The organism is Neisseria sp. DTU_2021_1001991_1_SI_NGA_ILE_055 (genome assembly GCF_032342915.1).
Lineage (GTDB): Bacteria > Pseudomonadota > Gammaproteobacteria > Burkholderiales > Neisseriaceae > Neisseria.
Map to the genome: position 1 here is coordinate 1,102,890 of NZ_CP135440.1, position 22,518 is coordinate 1,125,407.

Annotated in this window: 21 protein-coding genes; 11 read left to right on the plus strand and 10 right to left on the minus strand. The window is 51.4% G+C overall.

Translation table 11 applies throughout. The features are described 5' to 3' along the window. From RRV97_RS05210 to trxA, 5 genes are all read left to right on the plus strand, one after another. Complete coding sequence (locus RRV97_RS05210; RefSeq protein WP_315612170.1) at positions 1–786, plus strand: TatD family hydrolase; 786 nt, start codon at positions 1–3, stop codon at positions 784–786. 52 nt (positions 787–838) lie between these two features. Beyond that, on the plus strand, positions 839–937 hold the full coding sequence (locus RRV97_RS11490; protein ID WP_410505882.1) for a DUF333 domain-containing protein: 99 nt from the start codon (positions 839–841) through the stop codon (positions 935–937). Positions 938–1,091: 154 nt separating this feature from the next. Beyond that, a complete protein-coding gene (locus tag RRV97_RS05215) occupies positions 1,092–2,645 on the plus strand; it encodes a fatty acid--CoA ligase (RefSeq protein ID WP_315612171.1) in 1,554 nt (517 codons plus the stop codon). Positions 2,646–2,730: 85 nt separating this feature from the next. Next, the gene (locus RRV97_RS05220) at positions 2,731–4,296 is read left to right on the plus strand and encodes a dipeptide ABC transporter ATP-binding protein (RefSeq protein ID WP_315612172.1); all 1,566 of its coding nucleotides are present in this window, start codon (positions 2,731–2,733) and stop codon (positions 4,294–4,296) included. Positions 4,297–4,421: 125 nt separating this feature from the next. Next, positions 4,422–4,754, plus strand: a complete 333-nt coding sequence (gene trxA / locus RRV97_RS05225; RefSeq protein WP_003681479.1) for a thioredoxin TrxA — start codon at positions 4,422–4,424, stop codon at positions 4,752–4,754. Between the two features lie 61 nt (positions 4,755–4,815). Here trxA and RRV97_RS05230 read toward each other — a convergent pair whose 3' ends face one another. The 6 genes from RRV97_RS05230 to RRV97_RS05255 all read right to left on the minus strand — a co-directional run bounded on the left by RRV97_RS05230 (position 4,816) and on the right by RRV97_RS05255 (position 9,517). Next, positions 4,816–5,133, minus strand: coding sequence for a DUF2322 family protein (locus tag RRV97_RS05230; protein WP_315612173.1), 318 nt, complete (start codon positions 5,131–5,133; stop codon positions 4,816–4,818). Positions 5,134–5,229: 96 nt separating this feature from the next. Further along, positions 5,230–5,856 carry a uracil phosphoribosyltransferase gene (gene upp / locus RRV97_RS05235; RefSeq protein ID WP_003746048.1) on the minus strand — a complete coding sequence of 209 codons (627 nt, stop codon included), beginning with the start codon at positions 5,854–5,856 and terminating at the stop codon, positions 5,230–5,232. A gap of 147 nt (positions 5,857–6,003) precedes the next feature. Further along, the gene (gene grxD / locus RRV97_RS05240) at positions 6,004–6,315 is read right to left on the minus strand and encodes a Grx4 family monothiol glutaredoxin (RefSeq protein ID WP_003681608.1); all 312 of its coding nucleotides are present in this window, start codon (positions 6,313–6,315) and stop codon (positions 6,004–6,006) included. A gap of 88 nt (positions 6,316–6,403) precedes the next feature. Beyond that, the gene (locus tag RRV97_RS05245; RefSeq protein WP_410505883.1) at positions 6,404–7,654 is read right to left on the minus strand and encodes a glutamate-5-semialdehyde dehydrogenase; all 1,251 of its coding nucleotides are present in this window, start codon (positions 7,652–7,654) and stop codon (positions 6,404–6,406) included. A 9-nt stretch (positions 7,655–7,663) separates the two neighbouring features. Beyond that, positions 7,664–8,467 (minus strand): glutamate 5-kinase, encoded by an 804-nt coding sequence (gene proB / locus RRV97_RS05250; RefSeq protein ID WP_315612175.1) that lies wholly within the window; start codon positions 8,465–8,467, stop codon positions 7,664–7,666. A 264-nt stretch (positions 8,468–8,731) separates the two neighbouring features. Next, on the minus strand, positions 8,732–9,517 hold the full coding sequence (locus RRV97_RS05255; RefSeq protein ID WP_049344131.1) for an inositol monophosphatase family protein: 786 nt from the start codon (positions 9,515–9,517) through the stop codon (positions 8,732–8,734). 175 nt (positions 9,518–9,692) lie between these two features. On the opposite strand from RRV97_RS05255, the gene RRV97_RS05260 reads away from it, so the two are divergent. From RRV97_RS05260 to RRV97_RS05285, 6 genes are all read left to right on the plus strand, one after another. Continuing rightward, a complete protein-coding gene (locus RRV97_RS05260; protein WP_107768798.1) occupies positions 9,693–10,508 on the plus strand; it encodes an RNA methyltransferase in 816 nt (271 codons plus the stop codon). Positions 10,509–10,547: 39 nt separating this feature from the next. Further along, positions 10,548–11,417, plus strand: a complete 870-nt coding sequence (locus RRV97_RS05265; RefSeq protein ID WP_315612176.1) for a DUF1853 family protein — start codon at positions 10,548–10,550, stop codon at positions 11,415–11,417. A 36-nt stretch (positions 11,418–11,453) separates the two neighbouring features. Then, a complete protein-coding gene (locus tag RRV97_RS05270; RefSeq protein WP_315612177.1) occupies positions 11,454–12,713 on the plus strand; it encodes an RsmB/NOP family class I SAM-dependent RNA methyltransferase in 1,260 nt (419 codons plus the stop codon). Between the two features lie 264 nt (positions 12,714–12,977). Further along, entirely contained in the window at positions 12,978–14,246 is a 1,269-nt protein-coding gene (locus tag RRV97_RS05275) for a TolC family protein (protein WP_410505884.1), read from the plus strand. A 43-nt stretch (positions 14,247–14,289) separates the two neighbouring features. Then, positions 14,290–16,497: a type I secretion system permease/ATPase gene (locus RRV97_RS05280; RefSeq protein WP_315612178.1), complete on the plus strand. Its 2,208-nt coding sequence runs from the start codon at positions 14,290–14,292 to the stop codon at positions 16,495–16,497. 89 nt (positions 16,498–16,586) lie between these two features. Continuing rightward, on the plus strand, positions 16,587–17,816 hold the full coding sequence (locus tag RRV97_RS05285) for an HlyD family type I secretion periplasmic adaptor subunit (RefSeq protein ID WP_036490248.1): 1,230 nt from the start codon (positions 16,587–16,589) through the stop codon (positions 17,814–17,816). Between the two features lie 84 nt (positions 17,817–17,900). Here the strand turns inward: RRV97_RS05285 and prfH are convergent, their stop codons facing one another. From prfH to pheA, 4 genes are all read right to left on the minus strand, one after another. Then, positions 17,901–18,539, minus strand: a complete 639-nt coding sequence (gene prfH, locus RRV97_RS05290; RefSeq protein WP_315612179.1) for a peptide chain release factor H — start codon at positions 18,537–18,539, stop codon at positions 17,901–17,903. 2 nt (positions 18,540–18,541) lie between these two features. Beyond that, complete coding sequence (locus tag RRV97_RS05295) at positions 18,542–19,675, minus strand: RNA ligase RtcB family protein (RefSeq protein ID WP_315612180.1); 1,134 nt, start codon at positions 19,673–19,675, stop codon at positions 18,542–18,544. A gap of 181 nt (positions 19,676–19,856) precedes the next feature. Beyond that, positions 19,857–20,864, minus strand: coding sequence for an IS5 family transposase (locus RRV97_RS05300; protein WP_315612181.1), 1,008 nt, complete (start codon positions 20,862–20,864; stop codon positions 19,857–19,859). 432 nt (positions 20,865–21,296) lie between these two features. Continuing rightward, the gene (pheA, locus tag RRV97_RS05305) at positions 21,297–22,385 is read right to left on the minus strand and encodes a prephenate dehydratase (protein ID WP_003746022.1); all 1,089 of its coding nucleotides are present in this window, start codon (positions 22,383–22,385) and stop codon (positions 21,297–21,299) included. Positions 22,386–22,518 lie beyond the last annotated feature (133 nt).

Sequence of the window (22,518 nt, forward strand, 5' to 3'; positions counted from 1 at the left end):
ATGCATTTAATCGATTCACATTGCCATCTCAACTTTGACGGCCTAAAAGACCGCCTGCCCGAAGTCTTTGCCAATATGGAAGCGCAAAGCGTCAAACAAGCGCTTGCCATCAGCGTCAGCAAACAAAGTTTTGCCGAAGTCTTCGACATTGCCCAGGCGCACGACCACATCTACTGCACCATCGGCGTACATCCTGACAGCCAAGAAGCGGAGGAATTTACCGTTGCCGAAATGGTAGAAGCGGCCAAACATCTCAAAATCGTCGGCATCGGCGAAACCGGTTTGGACTATTACTGGTGTAAAGGCGATTTGTCATGGCAGCATCAACGCTTTGCCGACCACATCCAAGCCGCCAACGAAAGCGGCCTGCCCGTTATCGTCCACACGCGCGATGCGGCCGAAGACACGTTGCGGATTTTGAAAGAGTGCCACACCAACTCCGGCGTGATCCACTGCTTCTCCGAAGACGTCGCCTTTGCCAAAGCCGCTTTAGATTTAGGGTTATACATTTCCTTCTCCGGTATTGTGACATTTAAAAACGCGCCGCTGATTCAGGAAGCCGCCAAATACGTCCCTGCCGATAGAATCTTGGTAGAAACCGATGCCCCCTTCCTCGCGCCGGTTCCCAAACGCGGCAAACAAAACGAGCCGTCCTACGTCCGCTATACAGCCGAATTCGTAGCCAATCTGCGCGGCGAGAGCTTGGAAACATTGGCACAAAACACCAGCGACAATTTCTATCGCCTGTTTAAGAAAGTACCCGACAGCCGTCTGAACAACGGCTAGTTCTAAGGCTTTCTACCATCGGTTTTGCCTCAAACGCAGCGGCAAACTCAAAATGGCTCAAGACAGAAACGACAACAAAATCGGCTTGTGCCATCTTCCGAACGGCCGGACCTTAGAAGAATGGAAATATTTCCATCAAAACAATAAATAAGTTTAAATTCAAAATATTACTTTCCTAAGCCCGACAAAGCAAGAGGCCGTCTGAAAGTATTTTCAGACGGCCTCTTGCTTATTTTACCGATAGGATGTAAAACCTATCCTTCGAAATAAACGGTTCATCGAAACCGTACACCCATCGACACAATATGGACACAAACTCCGAAATGCACACCCACCCTAATTTTTACGCTATGCTGACTGCAGCCTGCAAAAAAAACGGTAAAGGCACAGTCATTTTCAACGACAAAGAAAAAATCAGCTATTCCTCCCTCAAATGCGAAGTAGAAACCGTCGCAGCCTATCTGCAACACCAAGGCGTACAATATGGCGACAGAGTCGCCCTTGTCGTTTCCAACTCTCCCGAATTTATTGCCGCCTATTTCGCCATTACTTCCATCGGTGCGGTAGCCGTCCCACTCAACGTCTTTTTGAAAAGCGAAGAATTTTCCTACATCCTCAATGACTGCGACGCACGCTTTATGTTTGCCTCCGCGCCGTTGGCCAAAGAACTCAAAAACATTAAAGCTAAAACCAAAGTCAATAAAATCATCTGGATTGGTGAAACCAACGCCGCCAGTGGCGAAGACAGCTATTTCGATGCCGCACGCACATTCCCCGGCAAGCCGAATCTGAGCCGTCAGCCGTCTGTCAACGATTTGGCGCACATTATCTACACCTCCGGCACAACCGGCCATCCCAAAGGCGCATTAATCAGTTACAGCAACCTGTTTTCCAACCTTTCGGGCATCGAACAAATTTTCCAAATTTCAAGCAAAGACCGCTTTGTCGTCTTCTTGCCCATGTTCCACAGCTTTACGCTGACCGCCATGGTTTTGCTGCCGATATATCAAGCCTGCTCGATTATTTTGGTTAAATCCGTCTTCCCGTTCTCCAACGTGTTGAAACAGGTTTTGCTCAAACGCGCTACCATTTTCCTCGGCGTACCGGCTATTTACACTGCCATGAGCAAAGCCAAAATTCCTTGGTATTTCAGATGGTTCAACCGCGTCCGTCTGTTTATCAGCGGCGGCGCGCCTTTGGCCGGACAAACCATTGACGACTTCAAAGCCAAATTCCCGCGCGCCAAATTACTGGAAGGCTACGGCCTGAGCGAATGCTCGCCCGTTGTTGCTGTCAATACGCCTGAGCGCCAAAAAACCGCCAGCGTCGGCGTCGCCCTGCCTGGCCTGACCGTGAAAGCCGTCGATGACGAATTGGTCGAAGTGCCGCGCGGCAAAGTGGGCGAACTCATCATCAAAGGCGGATCGGTCATGCAGGGCTACCTCAATATGCCTGACGCCACAGATGAAACCATCGTCAACGGTTGGCTGAAAACCGGCGACTTCGTCACCATAGACGAAGACGGCTTCATCTTCATCGTCGACCGCAAAAAAGACCTGATTATCTCCAAAGGCCAAAACGTCTATCCGCGCGAAATCGAAGAAGCCATTTACAAACTCGATGCCGTGGAAGCCGCCGCCGTCATCGGTGTGAAAGACCAATACGCCGATGAAGAAATCATTGCCTTTATCCAACTCAAAGAAGGCATGAAACTGGAAGAAGCCGAAGTCCGCAGCCACCTGCGCGGCCTGTTGGCAAACTTTAAAATCCCTAAACAAATCGTCTTCCAAGACGAGCTGCCGCGCAATGCCACCGGCAAAGTGTTAAAACGCAAACTCAAAGAACAGTTTCAAGACTAAACCGCTGTTTCAGACGGCCTCTTGATTCATGCAGGCCGTCTGAAAACAACCTGTATTCCACAAACCTTTTCAGACGGCCACGACCATGACGACACCTATACTCGAAATCGAAAACCTAAACGGCTCCTTTCCGAGCAAGCAAGTCCTGCACAATATCAACCTGACCTTGCAACCCGGCCGCAAGCTGGCATTGGTCGGCGAGAGCGGTAGCGGCAAAACCGTATTGTCGCAAGGCATCATGCGCCTGAATCCGATGGTTAGCTTTGAAGGCCGTCTGAAATATTGCGGAACCGATCTGCTGACCCAGCCCGAACGCGCCCTGCAAAAGCTGCGCGGCTGCGAAATCGGCATGGTGTTTCAAGAACCCATGACCGCCCTCAACCCCGTTATGCGCGTCGGCGAACAAATCGCCGAAGTCCTGACCCTGCATTTGGGTTTGGATAAAAAACAGGCATGGGCGCGCGCCATCGAACTCCTAGACGAAACCGGCATCCACCAACCCGAGCAAAAAGCCCAGGCTTATCCGTTCCAACTTTCCGGCGGTCAACGCCAGCGCGCCATGATTGCCATGGCCGTATCCGCCCAACCCAAGCTCCTGATTGCCGACGAACCGACCACCGCATTAGACGTTGCCGTCCAAGCCCAAATTCTCGACCTGCTCTCGCGCCTGCAGGAAGACCACGGCATGACCATGCTCTACATTACGCACGACTTAAACCTCGTGCGCCGTTTTGCCGACGACATCGCCGTTATGCGTAACGGCCGCATCCTCGAAACCGGCGAAGCCGCCGAAGTCTTCGCCAATCCGCAGCACGAATACACCAAAATGCTGCTCAATGCCGGCACAACACGCCGCGTCGCCCCCTTGCCTGAAAACCCGGCCACCGTACTCAAGGCCGAACACGTCGCCTTTTCCGTCAAAGAATCGGACGGTTGGTTTAAAAAACGCGACAAAACCATTCTCAACCCCATTTCTTTCGACCTCAAATCCGGCGAAACCTTAGGCATCATCGGCGAAAGCGGCAGCGGCAAAACTACACTGGCCAAAGCCGTTATGCACCTTATCGACTCCGAAGGCAGTCTGATTGTCAACGGCGAGCCATGGAAACGCGAATTGAGACGCGAAATCCAAATGGTGTTCCAAGACCCGTTCGGCGCATTCAATCCGCGCATGAATGTCTTTGATACCGTTTCCGAAGCCTTACGCGTGCACGAACCTGAAATGCCGCGTGAAGAAATGCGCCGCCGCGTCGAAGAAGTCCTCAAACAAGTCGGCCTGCCCGAAGACGCACTTGAACGCTATCCGCACGCATTCTCCGGCGGCCAACGCCAACGCCTCGCCATCGCACGCGCCATCATTGTCCGCCCGAAAATCCTCGTATTGGACGAACCAACCAGCGCGCTCGATGTCCAATGGCAACAACAAATCCTTGAATTGCTCAGCGGCCTGCAAAAAGAATACGGCCTCGCCTTCATCATCATCAGCCACGACCTCGCCGTCATCCGCGCCATTTCCCACCGCGTAATGGTATTGAAAGACGGTCAAGTCGTTGAAGAGGGCGAATGCGAAAGCGTGTTTGCCAATCCGGCCAGCGACTACACGCGCCATTTGATTGCCCACTCCGGCCACATGGTCCAAGAGGCCGTCTGAATCTTTAAGGATTACGATAGGCGCATTTCAAAAAAACTATTACCTAGTGGCGGCACTTGAAATTTTCCCTGTCTGCCACTATCCTGAACAACATATTTTTAATCCCGATTCAAAAGGAAACAAACATGAGCAGCGAATTGATTATTCACGCCAGCGATGCCAGCTTCGAACAAGACGTTTTGAAATCCGACGTACCTGTATTGCTGGACTTCTGGGCACCATGGTGTGGCCCTTGCAAAATGATCGCCCCAATCTTGGACGACATTGCCTCCGAATTCCAAGGCCGTCTGAAAGTCGTTAAAATCAACATCGACGACAATGAAGCCACTCCTGCCAAATTCGGCGTTCGCGGCATCCCTACCCTGATGGTGTTCAAAAACGGCGAAAACGTTGCCACTAAAGTCGGTGCATTGGCTAAAGGCCAACTGACTGCATTCGTTGAAGCTTCTATCGCTTAAGGTTTTAAGCATATAAAAAGGCCGTCTGAAAACAATTTTCAGACGGCCTTTTTTGTATTCATTAAGCAGCCAATGGTTTCAAAGTCAGGCTGGCATTTTCAGCTTTCACTTTAAACAGCAAATCAATATTCGGATGTTTGCCCGGATTGGCTTCGGCATCGGCAACATGTTCGGCGAACCATGCCAGGCCGCGTTCTGCCGCCGCTGCGTCAAGTTTACCGCCAAACTCTTGCGCCAAAGCATGGTAAAGCTTGAGCGAGCCTTGTTTGCCGGGTGCATTGGGAATGTGATGAACCACATTGCCCTCTTTGTCGAGAATATCCAAGCCGCTTAAATGATCGATGGCAGGCATGGTGGCCAGATTATCTTGGAAGCTCATGATTGTCCTTTCTGATGTGGGTGTTAAAGCAAACCATATAACAAGGCCGTCTGAAAGTTGAGTTTGACACTTTTCAGACGGCCTTAAACATTTCAATTAACGTGTACCGAAAATCTTATCGCCGGCATCGCCCAAACCGGGGATGATGTAGCCGTGTTCGTTCAAGTGGCTGTCGAGCGCGGCAGTGTAAATGGTTACATCAGGATGCGCCTCGTTGACGGCTTTCACGCCTTCCGGTGCGGCAACCAATACCAATGCTTTGATGTTGCGGCAACCTTTGGCTTTCAAAAGGTCGATGGTGGCAACCATAGAGCCGCCGGTCGCCAACATTGGGTCGATAATCAGCGCGGGACGTTCGTCCATACTGTCGACAAATTTTTCAAAATAAGAAACCGGTTTCAAAGTTTCTTCATCGCGCTGCAAGCCGACAACGCTGATTTTGGCAGTCGGAATCAGGTCGAGTACGCCGTCGAGCATACCCAAACCGGCACGCAAAATCGGGACGACGGTCAGCGTTTTGCCTTTGATACGGTCGCCTTCGATAGAGCCGCACCAGCCGTCAATAATATATTTCTCAATTTCAAAGTCACGGCTGGCTTCATATGCCATCAGACGTGCCAACTCGGTGGTAAGCGTGCGGAATTTGTAAGTGCTGCAATCCGCTTCACGCATCAGCGTGAGTTTGTGGCGGACTAAAGGGTGGTTGATAACGGTAACGTTCATGTTGATTTTCCGAATTGCGTTGATGGAGGGGGATTATACTTTTTTTCGCATGGCGCGCAAAGTGCGTACTCATGCGAAAGGCCGTCTGAATCAGGGTTTCAGACGGCCTTTGTCAACAATTTTACATTGCGTAAATATTTAAAATGCTTAAGCTTTCAGCAATTCTTGCAGTTCGCCGGCTTCGTACATTTCCATCAAAATGTCGGAGCCGCCGACAAATTCGCCGTTAACGTACAGTTGAGGAATAGTCGGCCAGTCGCTGTATTCTTTAATGCCTTGGCGTACGGCATCGTTTTCCAATACGTTGACGGTTACATAGTCGGTGCAACCTGCCGCATTCAGGATTTGTACGGCACGGGAAGAGAAGCCGCATTGCGGGAATTGCTTCGTGCCTTTCATGAACAATACGACGCGGTGTGTGGTAACGACTTCTTTGATTTGATCGTGGATAGAGGACATGGTGTGTTCCTTTTTGCTAAATCGGTTGTTCGGGAAAAATCAAATTTCCCGCCATTATACGCAAATTGATGAAGTTGAGGGGCGTTTATCAACGTCGGATCTGACCGTTGCCGTTGATGTAGAACTTGGTCGAAGTCAGCGCTTCCAAACCCATCGGGCCGCGGGCGTGCATTTTTTGGGTGGAAATCCCGATTTCCGCGCCCAATCCGAACACAAAGCCGTCGGTAAACCGAGTGGATGCATTGACATAAACCGCCGCCGCATCAATGCTTTCTTGGAAAAACTCGGCATGGGCAATACTTTGGGTCACAATCGCTTCCGAGTGATGCGTCGTATGGCCGTTAATCCAATCGACGGCTTCTTCCACCGATTTTACCGTTTTAACCGACATAATATAGTCAAGAAACTCAGTCTTGTAATCTTCCTCGGTTGCCAAAACAGCATTTTTAAACATACGCAATGCTTCCTGATCGGCTCTAAATTCGACCGGATGCACTTTGGCAACGGCTTCTTCCAGTTTGGGCAAAAACACTTCCGCTATCTTTTCGTGGACAACCAAAGACTCCGCGGCATTACACACGCTCGGACGCTGCGTTTTCGCATTAACGACGATATCGGCCGCCATCTCCAAATCGGCACTGTCATCCACATAAATATGGCAATTACCGACTCCGGTTTCAATGACGGGAACTTTCGATTTCTCTTTCACCGTCTGAATCAAGCGCGCGCCACCGCGAGGAATCAGTACATCAATATAATCAACCGCCTGCATCAATTCCTCGGCAGCGGCATGACTGGTATCTTCGACCAGCTGCACCACATCGGCATCCATTCCCGCTTGTACCAAAGTCTGCCTGATGACGGCAATCAATGCGGTATTGGAATAAATGGCATCGCGGCCGCCGCGCAAAATAATGGCATTGCCGGTTTTAAAGGCCAGAGAAAACGCATCGACCGAAACATTGGGGCGGCTTTCAAAAATCATGGCAACCACGCCCAAAGGCACGCGTTTTTGAACAATTTTCAAACCGTCCAAATTGGTATAGCCACGGACAATCTGCCCAATCGGGTCCTGCAAATCGGCAACCTGCTCAACGCCTTCCGCAATGCCTTTGATGCGTTCGTGATTCAAACGCAGCCTGTCGAGCATAATGTCCGAAATGCCGTTTTCTTTTGCAGCAGCCAAATCGCGGGCATTTTCTGCCAAAATCATCTCAGCCTGTTCAACCAAAGCCGTTGCAACCTGACGCAGCAGATTGTTTTTTTCCAAGCTTCCCAAGCTGATTAACGTTTTGCTGGCTTTTTGGGCATTCTTGCCCAACTGTTCGATATAGTTCATCAAACCTCCCTATTTCTCTTGTGCAAACCACGTTCCGATAGGCGCGCCATCTAAAACCTGAAGAATATCGCGCGGATTGGCGCTGTTCATCAACACCATCTGGCCGTGATGTTCAAACATCATCTGCGCGCTCTTAATCTTACTGAACATGCCGCCCGTACCAAACTTACTGCCCGAGCCGCCGGCAGAAGCAATAATTTCTTCGGTAATATCGGCAACATGGCTGCGCAGCTTGGCATCGGCGTGAACGGCCGGATTTTTATCAAACAAACCGTCGATATCGGACAACATAATCAACAAATCGGCTTTAACGATTTTCGCTACAACTGCCGACAAGCGGTCGTTATCGCCGAACTTGGTCGCATGGTCCATCTCGTCCACGCTGACCGCATCGTTTTCATTGACAATAGGGATGACGCCGATGGAAAGCAGGGATTCAAAGGCATTGGTAACGTTTGCCAAACTTTCCGGATATTCGACCACATCGCGCGTCAGCAGAATTTGCGATACCGTCATCCGATAATGGGAAAAAATCTGCGAGTAAAGGCTCATCATGGCCACTTGGCCGACGCTGGAAACAGCCTGTTGCTGCGCCATTTCCGCCGGACGTTTTTCCATATTGAGGACATTCAGCCCAAAGCCCATCGCGCCGGAAGACACCAGCACAATTTCTTTGCTCTTTCCGACCAAGCTGGAAATGACAAAGGCCAGTTGGTCGATTTTTGCCAAATTAATTTTACCGTTTGGCAACACCAAAGAGCTGGTTCCAATCTTAATGACAATGCGTTTTACTGCTTCAAAATCTCGTTTCATTATTCTCCTCTGCTTTCTATTTTTATGATTGCACGCGGCATTATTTCAGCCAAGCTAATCTACATCATAACTGCGAAGCAATAGAAAATACAGACAAAATTAAAAAACGCTTTCTTTAAAAGCTGTATTTTCAGTTTTTATCCGAACCCGTTAACAACAAAACAAAAGGCCGTCTGAAACCCTATTTCAGGTTTCAGACGGCCTTTTACCGATTATTGAGAATCCGGCCTGCCACGATAAATACAGACCGTTCCCTACAAACGCTTATTGATGGTCAGAAATAATTTTCAGCATTTGCGCCAATACTTTAGGATTGGCAGCAACAATGTCGCCGCTTTCCAACCAGCCTTCATTGCCGGACATATCGGTAACGATACCGCCTGCTTCTTGGACAATCAATGCACCGGCGGCAATATCCCAAGGTTTGAGATTAAACTCAAAGAAACCGTCCAAACGGCCGGCCGCAACGGCACACAAATCCAAAGAAGCCGCGCCTTCACGACGGCCGCCGGCGGTTTTGGCCAAGAAATCTTTCAAAATCGCTAGATACTTGTCCATCATGCTTTGATCGACAACAGGGAAACCTGTACCGATCAGGCAGCGGTTCAATTCGATGCGGTTGGAAACGCGGATGCGACGGTCGTTGAGCAACGCGCCTTTGCCACGGGAAGCCATATATACGTCGTTGCGCTCAGGTGCGTACACCAAAGCTTCTTGCAACACGCCTTTGTGCAGGAGTGCCATAGAGATAGCGTATTGGGGATGGCCGTGGAGGAAGTTGGTTGTGCCGTCGAGCGGGTCGATAATCCATTCGTACTCGGCGGTGGCTTTACCGTGGGAGCCGCCTTCTTCGCAAGTGATTTTGTGATGCGGATAGGCTTCTTTGAGCGCTTCCACCAAAATCATTTCGGAGCTGCGGTCAACATCGGAAACGAAGTCGTTGAATGCTTTGCTGTCTACTTTGACGGCATCCAGATTGCCGGCGGCGCGAATCATCATTTGCCCTGCTTTACGGGCGGCTTTAAAAGCGGTATTTAAAAACGGATTCATGGTTTTCTTCCTAATTCAGGTAAAATACGCCCTAATGCGCCGAACATGGCACACAAGAGGCTGTTAATCGTTTCCGATGCTGTTAAAGAACATTTCAGACGGCATGGAAAAAGGCCGTCTGAAAACAAAAAGATGGCACATTATACCTGATTCCCGTACAAACAGAAAATAAAACATGACTTCCGAAAAACCCGCCCTGCCCGCTTATCTGGACAACATCCGCATCATCCTCACGCGCACCAGCCATCCTTCCAATATCGGCTCCGCCGCGCGCGCCATGAAAACGATGGGCCTGCACAAACTGACCATCGTCGCCCCCAATCTGATGGCAACTCCGATGACGGAAAATCCGCCCGTGTTCGACCCGGAGCATCCGCAATCATTTAAATTACCGGAAGAAAGTTTCATCCTCGCTTCCGGCGCGGCAGACGTTTTGGAAAATGCCACCATTGCCGCTTCTTTGGACGAAGCCCTTGCCGACACCACCATCGCCTGCGCCCTGACCAGCCGCCGCCGCGAAATTACTGCGCCGCTGCAAACCCCGCGCGAGTTGGTGCCCGAATTACTGCAGGCCGCCAACCGCGGCGAGAAAGTGGCTCTGGTCTTCGGCAACGAGACTTTCGGCTTGAGCATCGAAGAAGTCCAAGCCTGCAACCGACTGATGACCATCAACGGCAACCCCGACTATTTCTCGCTCAACCTCGCCCAAGCCGTGCAGGTCGTATGCTACGAAATCTTCAGCCAAACCGATTCGCCCATGACCCATCTTCAACAGGAAGACCACGCCGCAACCCATGAGCAAATCAAAGGCATGGTCGCCCACATGGAAAGCGTGATGAACGACATCGGCTTTTTCAACCGCCGCAACGGCGAACGCCTGATGCGCCGTATGCAGAGCCTGTTCGGACGCGCCAACACGCAAACCGAAGACATCGACATCCTGCGCGGTTTTTTCAATACCGTCAGCCACCGTATCCATAAAAAAGACTGATTAAGGCCGTCTGAAAACATTACAAGCTTTTCAGACGGCATGACTGATATTCGGATAAGCATGAATTACGCCCTAGACGCATTATGGTGGAAACTCACCAGCCAACCCGTCCGCGACCTCGCCTCGCTGCTGACTGCGCCGCCTTTGTGGCAAAGCGGTTGCGAATTGAGCGTGCGCGAACTATTGGGGGAACACGGTTTCCGTTACCTTTTGGCATTGGACGCCGATCCCGCTCCGCTAAAAGATTACCTTGTCCAACGCGCCCCGTTCGGCCATCGTCTCGGCATTTATGCTGAAGAGCTGTTGGCTTTCTGGTTTGCCAACGCCCCGCATGCCAAACTGCACGCATATAATCTGACCGTTTTTTCAGACGGCCAAACTTTAGGTGCTGCGGATTTTGTCGTTTCCCTCAACCAACAGCCCTACCATATCGAGCTGGCGTGTAAATACTACGGCGGAGACCAAGTGCAAAACCTGCGCGGCCTCAATCCTAAAGACACGCTGACGGACAAAGCCGCCAAATTGGTGCAGCAATCCCAGCTGCTGCATACGCCGCAAGGCAAAGCAACCTTAGTCGCACAAGACCTTCCTGAAAATCCGCTCCAGGCTTCCATCGTGCGCGGTATCGGATTTTTTCCGCAAGATTTCCATGCTTTTGAGCCGCCACTTAATCCATACGGCTGGCACGGCGTCTATATTCAAGATTGGGCGGAATACGGGTTTGAACGCCAAGAAACCCGCTACCATCTGCTCGACCGCATGGCCTATCTCGCCCCTGCGCGTGTCGCCGAAACCGAAACATTGAACGAAACCGAAATCCGCCGTATCGACCAAGGCTTGATTGCCGTTTTGGAATTACGGCCGGACGGCTTTTGGCACGAAATCGAACGCATTATGAAGGCCGTCTGAAACCCTTTACTAACTTTAAGAGAAACCCATTACATCATGAACGCCGCACAACTCGACCACACCGCCAAAGTTTTGGCTGAAATGCTGACTTTCAAACAGCCTTCCGATGCCGTCCTCTCCGCCTACTTCCGCGAACACAAAAAGCTCGGCCGCCAAGACCGCCACGAAATCGCCGAAACCGCCTTTGCCGCGCTGCGCCACTATCAAAAAATCAGCACCGCCCTGCGCCGTCCGCACGCGCAGCCGCGTAAAGCCGCACTTGCCGCGCTGGTTCTCGGCAGAAGTACCAACATCAGCCAAATCAAAGACCTGCTTGATGAAGAAGAAACAGCGTTCCTCGGCAATTTAAAAGCCCGCAAAACCGAGTTTTCAGAGGGCCTGAATACCGCCGCAGAATTGCCGCAATGGCTGGTGGAACAACTGCAACAGCATTGGAGCAAAGAAGAAATTCTCGCCTTCGGCCGCAGCATCAACCAACCTGCCCCGCTCGACATCCGCGTCAATACTTTGAAAGGCAAACGAGATAAAGTGTTGCCTTTGTTGCAAGCCGAAAGTGCCGATGCAGAGGCAACGCCTTATTCGCCTTGGGGCATCCGCCTAAAAAACAAAATCGCGCTTAACAAACACGAACTGTTTTTGGACGGCACGCTGGAAGTCCAAGACGAAGGCAGCCAGCTGCTTGCCTTATTGGTGGGTGCAAAACGCGGCGAAATCATTGTCGATTTCTGTGCCGGCGCCGGCGGTAAAACCTTGGCTGTCGGCGCGCAAATGGCCAACAAAGGGAGAATCTACGCCTTCGACATCGCCGAAAAACGCCTTGCCAACCTCAAACCGCGCATGACCCGTGCCGGACTGACCAATATCCACCCCGAACGCATCAGCAGCGAACACGATATCCGTATCTCCCGACTGGCAGGCAAAGCCGACCGCGTGTTGGTGGACGCGCCCTGCTCCGGTTTGGGTACTTTACGCCGCAATCCCGACCTCAAATACCGCCAATCCGCCGAGACCGTGGCCAACCTTTTGGAACAGCAACACAGCATCCTCGATGCCGCCTCCAAACTGGTAAAACCGCAAGGCCGATTGGTGTACGCCACCTGCAGCGTATTGCCGGAAGAAAACGAGCAGCAGGTCGAACGTTTCCTGTCCGAACATCCCGAGTTTGAACTCGTCAATTGCGCCGAGCTGCTGCAAAGCCTGAAGGTCGATTTGGATACCGGCAAATACCTGCGCCTCAACTCCGGAGAACACCAAACCGACGGCTTCTTCGCCGCCGTATTGCAACGTAAGGATTAAGGTTGAAAAAGGCCGTCTGAATTCCTTTCAGACGGCCTTATCGATAGATTTCTTACATTAAAACCATAAATTACGATAGTCGCGCTTTGCAATAATATACTTTGAGGCCTGTATCTCGACCTTTTATCAGAATATTGTGAAAAGCCGGAAAAAATGCTTTATGCTTTGTAAATGTATGTGTTCTTGTTCAAAATTCGCCCGGCCATGCCTCAAGCGATACCCGATACGGACAACGATAATATATAAATCATTTGGTTAAAAATCATGTCGCATATTTATTCTTCCCCCACAAAGCCCCGTTTATTGTCATCGGCCGTTGCCGTCGCCTGCTGTCTTCTGCCGTTTCAGACGACCTCTGCATACAGCCTGCAAGACATCCTCAGGGATGCTTTAATCAGCGACCCGATTGTGCGTGAAGCCAAAGCCACTCAAGAAGCAGCGCAAAGCACGACCAAAGCCACGCGTGCGCGCCATTACCCCGTTGTTACCCTGACCGGCACCAAAGTACTGGCACAACACAATAAATACACCAGCAACGATATGGAAGACGGCGTCGGCGTACGCGGCAGCCTGAACATCTATTCATGGGGCGCGATTGAAGCCGCCGTCCGCCGCGACCGCAGCCGCGAAGAATACTATCAACACAAATACACCGAAAGCCAAGAGCAGCTGGGAAGCGATATCGGCCGCCTCTATCTGAGCGCATTGCGTGCAAAAGAAACCCTAATTCTCAACGAGCAGACTTTGGCGCGCCACAACAACCTCTTAAAAGACTTAAATACCATCGTCAAATATGATGCCGGCCGCCGTTCCGAGTTGATTGAAGCGCGCGCGCGCCAATTACAAGTGGCCAACATCATTGCCCAACAACGCCGCACCATGGATTTGGCGCTGAGCCGCCTGTCCCGCTATACCTCGCGCCAACTGACTGCCAACGACTTGGAAGATCCGTTTAAAAACGACACGGCAAAATCCATCAGTGAACGCTTCAACAACCCCAACCGCAACAATAATCCGTCCTATCAGGCGCAGTTGGCCGAGCGCGACAGCGTCCGTGCCGATTTGGACGCCTCCAAAGCCGAACGTCTGCCTGCCCTCAATTTGGAAGGCAGTGCAACGCGCAATACCAGACAGCTTTATTTAAACGTTGCATGGAATGTGCTGGATATTGCCGCACGACACAATGTAGAGCGCAATGCCAAATCATTGATTGCTGCAGAAGCCAAATCAGAACAAATCCTGCGCGACATGAACGAACGCGTCCAAACGTCGGCCATCGATATGCAGGAAAGCGAGCAGCGTGCCGCACTGACGGCGCAACACATCGCCGCCCAAAAAGAAGTCATCAAAGTGTACGAATTGCAGTTTAAAATCGCCCGGCGCACGCTGACCGATGTTTTGAGCGCATACAGCGAGTTATCCTCCATCGAACAGGATTACGTTGCCGCCCGCAACGATTTCCGCGATGCGGCGCTCAACTATTTAAATACCCAGGCCAAAATCTCCGCTTGGGTCGGTTTGGCGCAAAAATAAAGCCATATCCGCCGGTTAAACCAAAAACATTACGCGAAAAAATATGAAAGCCATCATTGAACACATCGTTTTAGTGACCCGTCTTTTGGGTGCGCCCGTATCCGAAGCCGCTTTGTCCGCAGAAGTCGTGCGCGATAAAAAGCTCAAGGTCAACTATCACTCACTGGTCGAAGTCCTGCGCAGCCACGGCTTTGAAAACACCTTATCCAAACGCAATCTGGAAGACATCCCCTCGCTTGCCGTGCCGGTCATGATTATCCTGCACAATGAAGAGGCCGCGGTCATCACCAAAATCGAAGGCTCCGGCCAAGAGCGCAAATACCATATCCGCCAGGTTGACGGTTTGGAACAGGAACTCAGCCATGAGCAGCTCTCCGGCCTGTATTTGGGCTACTGCTGGTTTATCAAACCCAAAATGGCTACCGATATGCGCTCGGAGCTGCCTGAATACCATTTGCCCAAAGCATGGTTTTGGAAAGTCATTTGGCGTTTCCGCAGTTACTACTACCAAGTCATCTTGGCCACCATCATCATTAACTTCCTTGCGCTTGTCAGCTCCCTGTATGTGATGAATGTGTACGACCGCGTAATTCCCAACCAAGCCTATGAAACCTTGTGGGTATTGAGTATCGGCGTAGTATTGGCGATTTTGTTTGAGTTTGCCGCCAAGATGATTCGCGGCCACTTGACCGATATTGCCGGTAAAAAGGCCGACCTGATCATCAGCTCCGCCCTGTTCCGCCGCGTGATGGCATTGCGTCTGGCAGACCGTCCCGCTTCTTCCGGTTCATACGCCAGCAACCTGCGCGAATTTGAAGCCGTGCGCGAGTTCATGACCAGTGCCAGCCTGTTGACCATTGTCGACTTGCCTTTCCTGTTGCTGTTTATCTTCGTGATTTCTATGGTCGGCGGCAAACTCGCGCTCGTTCCCCTGACCATCATTCCGATTGTCGTGATTGTCGGTTTTGTCGTACAACGCCCGCTCTCGCGCCACATCAACGAATCGATGAAAGAAGGTTCGCAACGCTCCGGCCTTGCCGTTGAAGCCATCGAAGGCATCGAAACCCTGAAAACCAACAACGCCACATCTTGGGCGCAACAACGCTGGGACGAATACACCGCCAAAACTTCCGCTTCCTCCATCAAAGTCAAAGACACCAGCAACTTCATGGTCAACTTCGCCGTTGCCATGCAGCAGCTCAATACCGTCTTCTTGGTCGTCGTCGGCACCTATCTGATTCATGCCGACAACCATGCAGAACGCATCACCATGGGTGCATTGATTGCCTCCGTGATTCTGTCCGGCCGCGCTTTGGCGCCGTTGGCACAAATCGCCGGTTTGGCTACCCGCTTCCAACAAGCCAAACTTGCCCTCAAAGGCGTAAACGACATCGTTACCCGCCCTATCGAGCGCAATCCGGAACGCAAATACATTACTTTGGACAATGTTCAAGGCAATATTACCTTTGAAAACGTATCGTTCAAATATCAAGCCGACAACAACAGCGCCGTCGAAGATTTGCGCCTGACCATCAAACCGGGTGAAAAAGTCGGCATTTTGGGCCGTATCGGCAGCGGTAAAAGCACCATGCTCAAACTGGCCAGTGGCCTGTACGATACCGAAAAAGGCAACGTTACCCTTGACGGCGTCGATATGCGCCAGCTTGACCCCAACTTCCTGCGCGACCAAGTCCTGCTGTTGAGCCAATCGCCACGCCTGTTCCTCGGTACATTGCGCGAAAACATGGACTTGGCGCGTACCGGCAGCTACTCTACCGACCAAGACCTGCTGATTGCGCTCAACCGCTTCGGCCTCGACAAAATCATCCGCAACCATCCGCGCGGTTTGGATATGCCTTTGGGTGAAGACGGCTTGGGCTTGTCCGGCGGTCAAAAACAAATCATCGCCCTGGCACGCATGACCTTGCGCAATCCGAAAGTCGTCCTGCTGGACGAGCCGACCACCAGCCTGGACCAGGCTACCGAACGCATGGCGCTCAATGCCATCGCCCAATGGGGTCGCAACCGCACCATGCTTTTGGTAACCCACCGTCCGCAAGTGCTGCAAATCGTCAACCGCATCATTGTCATGGACAATGGTAAAGTCGTGATGGACGGCCCGCGCGACCTGGTATTGCAAAAACTCATGCAAAACGAACAGGCCAAAGCAGCCAACGTCAAACAACAGCAACAAGCTGCCAACGCCAAACAGCAACAACAAGCCGCCCCCCCTCAATCGGCAGCACAATAAAGCAAAAGGCCGTCTGAAAACCTACTTACCCTTTCAGACGGCCTGCCCTAATGGTTAAAATCCACCAAACACAATAAAGACACACGATTATGAGCCGCGAAAACAACGTCAAATCCAAAGACCTACACCTCATCAACGACCTCAACGCCGCCCTTCAAAAAGAAAAACACAGCGGTCAATTTTGGGTCATCATCCTTTTCTTCATTTTCCTGGTTGTCTTCGTTATTTGGGCTTACAACAGCCCGGTCGAAGAAGTGACCCGCGGCAACGGCAATATCATTCCCAGTAGCCGTGAGCAAGTGATTCAAAGCCTCGACCCCGGCATCGTAACCGAAATCATGGTTAAAGAAGGCGATATGGTCGAGAAAGATCAGATTCTGATGAAACTCGACGACACGCGCAGCTCCGCCGTTTTGCGTGAAAGCGAAGCCAAAGTCGAAAACCTCGAAGCCACTGTTGCCCGCCTGAAAGCCGAGGCCTACGGCACCAAGCTCTCCTTCCCTGACAGCGTGGGTCCCGAGCTTCGCCGTCGCGAAATCGCCGCCTACAAAGCACGCCGTCAAGCCATGACCGACGCCGTCAGCGGCCTTTCCCAAAGCAAGGCTGCGCTTGACCGCGAAATCGCTATTACCGCCCCCATGGTTGCCGAGGGCGTGGTTTCCGAAGTCGAACTCTTAAGAATGCGCCGTGAGTCTGCCGATTTGGCCACCCAAATTTCCGAGCGCCGCAACCGCTACAAAGCTGATGCCAACAACGAACTTTTGCAAGCCGAATCCGAGCTGGCGCAATCCAAAGAAAACGTTGCCATGCGCGCAGACCCGGTTGAACGCTCGCAAATCCGCGCACCTATGCGCGGCATCGTCAAAGGCATAAAAGTCACCACCATCGGCGGCGTTGTGAATGCAGGCGAAGACATCATGCAAATTGTCCCGGTTGACGACAAACTGCTGGTCGAAGCCTATATCCGTCCGCAAGACATCGCCTTTATCCGCACAGGCCAACCTGCATTGGTTAAAGTCAGCGCATACGACTACTCCATCTACGGCGGTTTGGAAGGCAAAGTTACCCTCGTTGGCGCCGATACCGTCAGCAATTCCATGCAAAACCGTGCCAACGACCTGAAACTCGACCCGAACCAAGTCTATTACCGCGTTCTCGTCCAAACCGAAAACAACTCCCTGAAAGACAAAAACGGCAAACCTATGCCGATTATTCCGGGCATGGTTGCAACGGTGGACATCAAAACCGGTGAAAAAACCATCTTCCAATACCTGATCAAACCGATTACGCGCATGAAACAAGCGTTAAGCGAACGCTAATCGATAAAATGATAAAAGGCCGTCTGAAAGTTTTCAGACGGCCTTTTATTTATGTTTTAAATACCTCCTTATCCGGCAGACAAATTACTTCTCCTTAAAAGCAGTACCGACAAACATTCTTTTCGGATTACCGCGCTCAACTTGATAGAGTTGCGCGTGTTGCTCCTGCGCAAAACTTCCTGCCTGTCCGGCATGATACTCCGCCAGCTTTTGCGCCAATAACATTACTGCCAATTTTTTATTGGCATGCTGGCTGCGTTCACTCTCGACCCGCACGGAAATGCCGCTTTCTTTATGGGTAGCGCGGACGGCACTCTCGGTTTTATTGACATGCTGACCGCCTTTACCGCCCGAACGGCAGGTTTGAAACTCGATTCCGTTTTCAGACGGCATTTCATACGTCTGCGGCATATCGGGCAAGCGGAAAACGCCTATATACCAATTTTTGCGCGGATGTTTCGGACGGACGGGGCTGGGGCATATCCATTGAAGCGTCCCCTGCCAAGTTTGCGCCAAGCTTTCGGCTTTTTGACCTTCCAACTTGAGCGTTGCCGACAAAATGCCGTGCTTATCGGTGGTTTCGTTAACAAGTTCGGCATCAATGCCTTTGGCTTGGGCTTCGGCAAGCAATTTGCCCAAGACGAAACGGGCAAATATACGGCACTCCGCCGGCCCTTGCGCGGTGGAAATTTGTAGATAAATCAATGGTGTATTCTGTTTCATCTTTATGCTCCACACTCACCGCCGGTTTTATAGGTCAAAACAGGCTTGAACCGTGCAACCAATTCAATCAAACCTGCATTTTTCATGGCGGCAATAACGCTGTCGATGCTTTTATAAGCCTGCGGCGCTTCTTCAAAAATCAAAGCTTTGTCCTGACAAACAACCACGCTGCCAAATTCGGTCTGGCGCAGGCTGTCGGCAGTATATTTGTGCGACAGCCTGCCTTTGCATTCGCCGCGCTGCCATTTCCGACCTGCGCCGTGAGCCAAAGTATTCAACGAAATTTGACAATCTTCGGCAGGTCGGACCAGATAGCTGTAATCGCCACGCGAGCCGGGTATCATGACCAAGCCTTTATCGGTGGGCGTTGCGCCTTTTCGGTGCAGCCAACCGATTGTGCCGTCAATCTCGGTTTGTTCCAAAAAATTATGGTGGACATCGAGCAGGCATATTCCTTCTGCGCGCCAACGGTCGAGCATTCTGGCCGCAATCAAACGGCGGTTAAGGCTGGCAAATTCAAGGGCTGTTTGGTGTTCGGCAAGATAGGCTGTCGCCGCTTCGCCCTCTTCCGCCAAACCTAGATGCCCGAAGGCGGCAATATGGCGTTGCAAAATCTGCTGGCCCAATCCGCGCGAACCGCTATGTACCAACAGTTGCAGATGGTTTTCATCAAAATCGGGTGGAAGCAAATCGGTGCGATAAACGGTGTCAACGGTTTGCAACTCGGCAAAATGGTTGCCGCCGCCAATCGTACCGACGGCAAGGCCGTCTGAAAATTGGCGCATATCGACAACGTCGCCTAACAAATCAACCTGTTCGTCTTTGTCCAACGGCGTATCGATATTGCCCAGCTGTTTGGCGAGTTTGGCCGGTTTGAGTTTGGCTGCGCGTAAATCGGTCTGCCAAAACGCCATGCCGCAACCGATGTCGTTCCCAATCAGGGCAGGATAAAAATGACGGTCGCTGAAAAATGCCGCGCCAACCGGATAACCGCGACCTGCGTGTAAATCCGGCATTCCGGCAACGCGCAGCATATGCGGTAATCGGGCGGTGGTTTCAAGCTGTACGACAGCGTTGCCTTCAATCCATGTATTTGAATCGGCAATAATTTGAATATGATGGGGATAATTGCCCATGTGTTTATGCTTTCTTTAAAACGGATAGAAACCGAGACCTTTGCAAAATTCCTTTCCTTCCGACAGCCGAGATCCAAACAAAGATTTTCGGCTGTTTTTGTTTCAAATATCCACTGATTCTACCCAAATCCCCCCTTAATCCCCCTTGGATACCTGATTAATCAGGCATCCGGGCCGCCTTTTAGGCAGCAACAGGCACACTTAGCCTGTTGGCGGCTTTCAACAGGTTCAAACACATCGCCTTCAGATGGCTTTGCGCACTCACTTTGATCAGCCCGAAATAGGCTGCCCGCGCATAGCGGAATTTACGGTGCAGCGTGCCGAAGCTTTGTTCGACCACATAACGGGTCTTCGACAAATATCGGTTACGTTTGGTTTGCGCTTCCGTCAGCGGACGGTTGCGGTAGGCTTTGCGCATAATGCCGTCCTGTAACCGATGCTCTTCCAGATGTTGCCGGTTTTCCTCACTGTCATAGCCTTTATCGGCATAGACGGTCGTACCTTTGGGCAGACCTTCCAACAAAGGCGACAGGTGTTTGCACTCATGGGCATTGGCTGGGGTAATGTGCAGTTTCTCGATATAGCCTTCCGCATCGGTACGGGTATGTTGTTTGTAACCGAGTTTGTAGAGGCCGTTTTTCTTTATCCAACGGGCATCGCTGTCTTTACTCGGTGTGGCTTGGCCGCTGACTTGTCCTTCCTCGTCGACTTCTATGGCCTGGCGCTGTTTGCTGCCGGCGGTCTGAATAATAGTGGCATCAACGACGGCGGCGGATGCTTTCTCTATTTTTAGGCCTTTTTCGGTCAGTTGGCGGTTGATCAGCTCCAGTAGTTCGGACAGGGTGTCGTCTTGCGCCAGCCAGTTGCGGTAGCGGCATAAGGTGCTGTAATCGGGGATGCTCAGTTCGTCAAAACGGCAAAACAGGTTGAAATCGATGCGGGTGATGAGGCTGTGTTCGAGTTCGGGATCGGAGAGGCTGTGCCATTGTCCGAGCAGGACGGCTTTGAACATGGACAACAGGGGATAGGCGGGACGGCCGCGGTGGTCTCGGAGGTAACGGATTTTTTGACAATTCAGGTATTGTTCGATCGGTTGCCAATCAATCACCTGATCCAACTTCAATAGCGGGAAGCGGTCGATGTGTTTGGCAATCATGGCTTGTGCGGTTTGCTGGAAGAAGGTACTCATGAAAAATCCCCTAAATGTCTTTGTGGGAATTTAGGGGATTTTGAGGAATTTTGCAAAGGTCTCAAACCGTCAACGGCTGACAATAAATAGCCACCGTCTGCGAAATGTTCAGACGGCCTGGTTTCTAGCCGATAATCGTAGGGAAAGCAGCCCGAAGCGGGCGACATGGAATGCGAAAAGCGTTATCCGAAAATCAGACCGACGCTTGGGCTGCAAAGAATGTGATTGAGCGGATTGAAGTATTGCGTGTCATGACTTGCTCCTTTCTTTGCATGAAAATATTAAAAACGTTCGGATTATAGAGGGTTCATTTCCAATCATGCAAACTTACTGACATCAATCTGCCAATAATGTTGCATAAATGGCAACTATTGAGAACATAATTTAGGCCGTCTGAAAACTTTTCAGACGGCCTTTGATACCCAATAATCCTTACAAAACAACGGTCGGATAAGAACCGACAACTTTCACGAAGGAAGCGCGTTCGCCCAAAAGCTGCAAGGCTTTTTGGACATTTTCATCGCTTTGGTGGCCTTCGATGTCGATGAAGAACAGGTATTCCCACAAAACCGATTTGCTTGGACGGCTTTCAAATTTGGTCATAGAAATGCCTAATTCGGTAAAAGGTTGCAGCAAAGCAGTAACGGCACCGGCACGGTTGGGCGCGGATACGACCAAAGAAGTTTTGTCGTTGCCGCTGCGGCCTGTGTCCTGATGCCCCATCACCAAGAAGCGCGTGGTATTGTTCGGCTCGTCTTCGATACACTCGGCGGCAAAGCTCAACTGATAAATTTCCGCGGCGATACGTCCGGCAATGGCGGCCACATTCGGGCTGTCAGATTCGGCAACCAAACGCGCCGCTTCGGCATTGCTGGCTACGGCGATACGCTCGGCATTGGGCAGGTTGCGGCCGAGCCAGTCGTTGCATTGCGCCAAGGCTTGAGCATGGGCGAAAACTTTGGTAATGCCGCCGATTTCGTGGCTGTCTTTACGCAGCAGGTTGTGATGAATGCGGACAACCACTTCGCCGCAGGCTTTCAACGCGGTTACGGCCAGCAAGTCCAAAGTACGGCCTACCGAACCCTCGGTCGAGTTTTCCACCGGCGCCACCAAATAATCGGCTTGGCGCGTTTCAACTTGTTTGAAGCAGTTGTCGATGGTGGTACACGCCATGGTGTGTGCGGCGTGGCCGAAATGTTTGATGGCGGCTTGCTGGGTAAATGTCCCCTTCGGGCCCAAATAGGCAATCGTCAGCGGACGCTCCACCGCCAAACATTCGCTCATAATCTCGCGAAACAGCCGGGTAACCGATTCATCCGGCAAGGGGCCGCGGTTCAAATCCTGAATCCGGCGCAAAACGGCCACTTCCCGTTCAGGACGGTACACCGCGCCTGTCCCTTTCAATTCGCCGATAGCATGCGCATGACCGGCGCGCTCGTTGAGCAAACGGAGGATTTCCGCATCGATGCTGTCGATGGCATTGCGGTGCGGCAATAATTGTTCGTCTATGGATAAAGGCATAAGCTGTCTCGCAATTTTGTGAGGGATATTTTCATTTTAACATTAAAGGCCGTCTGAATTCCGTTTTCAGACGGCCTCAACACTATCTTTATCTAACTTTATCGTCTATCAGGTTTGCAAACGCCGCCAATTC